We start from the raw sequence: 2478 nt of genomic DNA on the forward strand, positions 1-2478 counted from the left end.
GGCCCGCGTGGTCCCCGCCGGCCACGGCGGCAGCGTCCGGGGTGCGGCCGGCCCGCGCGTACGGCGTCGACGGCACGTACCCCGGCTCGGCGTTCGCACCCGCGAGGGCCCTGCCCGCGACGCGCTGCGGCAGATCGCCGACCTCGGGCGGCAGCGGATCCGAGGGGTCGTGCGCCGGCACCGACGCGTCGGCGGCGCGTGCCCGCACAGGAGCGGCCGTGAGGCTCTCCGGCACGAACACCACGACACGCGTCCCGCCGAACGCGGACGTCCGGAACTCCACCCGCAGCCCGTACTGGTCCGCGAGGCGCGCCACGACCCGCAGGCCCAGGCGCACGTCCTCGCCGCGCGCCAGCACGTCCATCCTGGGCGGCTGCAGCATCAGCTCGTTGGCCGCGGCCAGTTGCTCCTCGTCCATGCCGAGCCCGCGGTCCTCGACCTCGACGGCGACACCGCGGCCCACCACCGCGGCCCGCACCTCGACCGGGCTGGGCGGCCGGGAGAACGCCAGCGCGTTCTCGATGAGTTCGGCCAGCACGTGGCCCACCGGCCCGACCGCGCGCTCGGACAGCCACGTGCCGCTCTCCAGGTCGAGCGTGACCCGCCGGTAGTCGCGCACCTCGCCCTGCGCCGAGCGCATCACGTCCAGCAGCGGGACCGGCTTGCGCCAGCGCCGGTGCGGCGAGCCGCCCGACATGATGACCAGGTTCTCCTCGTAGCGCCGCAGCCGTGCCGTGAGGTGGTCGAGGTCGAAGAGGTCCTCCAGCATCTCCGGCTCGTCGTAGCGGCGCTCCAGCTCGTCGAGCTTCTTCAGCTGCTGGCCGATCAGCCGCTGGGTGCGGCGGGCGATCAGCTGGAGCAGCCGCTCGAATCCCCGGTGCTGCTCGGCCTGGCGCACGGCGGCCCCCAGCGCGCTCGCCCGGGCCAGGTTCAACGCCGAGCCCAGCCGGGACAGTTCGTCGTCGGGCCCGGAGGCCGGGGACGCCTCGACGGCTCCCGCCTCCGTGTCCGCGTCGATCGGATCCCCTTGCGCGAGGCGCTCCACCACGTCGGGCAGCGCGCGCTCGAGCTCCCGCGCCTGCTCGTGCAGCGCGCCGATGCGGCGGCGCAGCGAGCGCGCCAGGCGCCAGCTGGTGGCCGCGACCACGACGACCGCGGCCAGGCCGACCGCCGAGGTGAGCACCATCTTCCACAGCAGCGCACGCACGGCGTCCTCGCCCGTCGCCACCACGCCCGCCGTGCGGCGGTCCATCAGGTGCTCCATCGACGGCGTGAGCGTCTCCATGGCGTGGCGCCAGGACGCCCCGTCCGCGTCGAGCGGCACGAGCCCGTCGGAACCGGCCGCGGGCGCGTCCTGGACGCTCTGCTCGACGGAGGTCTTGTCCACCCACGCCGGGCTCGCCATCAGCGCGCCCCACTGGGCCCGCTCGTCCTCCGGCAGGTACGGCAGCACCTTCACGTCGAACTGGAAGGAGCCCTGCGCGATGGAGTCCCGCAACTGCCGCACACTGTCGGGCGACAGCGCCCGCCTGGGCCGGCCGCGGGCCAGCAGCGCGTCGGTGCGCGAGACCATCTCCTTGGCCCAGAACAGGTCCACGAGCGGCTGCGAGGCCGTGGCGACCGCGCCGCTGTCGACGTGGCCCAGCGAGGTGAACAGCTGCAGGTCCACCGTGATCAGGTTGGTGTAGTAGCGGTACACCGACGTCTGGTTCTCGGGGTTGCCGCCGTCCACCAGCTTGCGCTGCGCGGGCAGTTGGCGAAGCGCCTCGCGTGCCTGCGCGACCGCGCCGCGCACGTCGGAGGGCACGTTGGCGGTGCTGACGCCGGAGAGCGACTCGAAGGTCGCGACGGCCTTGTCGGTGCGGGCGCGCTGGGCGCGCAGCGCGGTGGTGCCGCCGGCCAGGGCCTCGGCGCTGAGTTCGCGCTCGGCCTGCAGATCGAAATAGACCGCGCTGGCGGGCTGTTCGGCCTTCTTCGCCAACTGCTCCTGCGCCACTTGGCGTTGGAAGTCGAGGAAGGTCTGCTCACTGGTGACGGCCCACAGTGCGGCGAGCGCGACACCGGGCACGATCGCGAGGATCAAAAGGGCTGCCCGCAGCGACAACCTCGTCGTGTCGGACCGCCGTGACGCACGCCTGCGCAGGGCTCGCTCCTTGCGTGAAGCCGGTCACGAAAACCGGTCAAAAACCGTTGGGAGGCCGGGCGATGTCGATAGTAGCCACACCCTAAATGAGGAAGAAGGTTCAGATGTCGTGTGTGACGGGCGGTGAACACCGGTATCAGCGCCCGGAATAGGGGAATCGGAGCGTTTTGCTCCGGCGGGGTCCGGCATGCCCCCGGCTGCCCGCTCCCGAACGGCGCGGGCCGCCGGCTCCGGTGCCGCGGGGCGTGCGGGGCCGCTGACCTGCCGTTCGCCGGACACACCGCGGGCCGTGCCGTCGCCGGGCACCGGCGTCGCGGCGCGTTCCGGCCGCGCGG

At 73.7% G+C, this 2478-nt stretch carries 1 protein-coding gene; it reads right to left on the reverse strand.

Annotation, left to right across the window (positions count from 1 at the left end):
• A partial coding sequence (locus L1885_RS27090) for a sensor histidine kinase (protein WP_235799795.1) occupies nucleotides 1–2104 on the reverse strand: 2104 nt, incomplete at its 3' end.
• Between the last annotated feature and the right edge of the window lie 374 nt (nucleotides 2105–2478).

The sequence above is a fragment of the Streptomyces fuscigenes genome (assembly GCF_021556455.1).
GTDB lineage: Bacteria > Actinomycetota > Actinomycetes > Streptomycetales > Streptomycetaceae > Streptomyces > Streptomyces fuscigenes.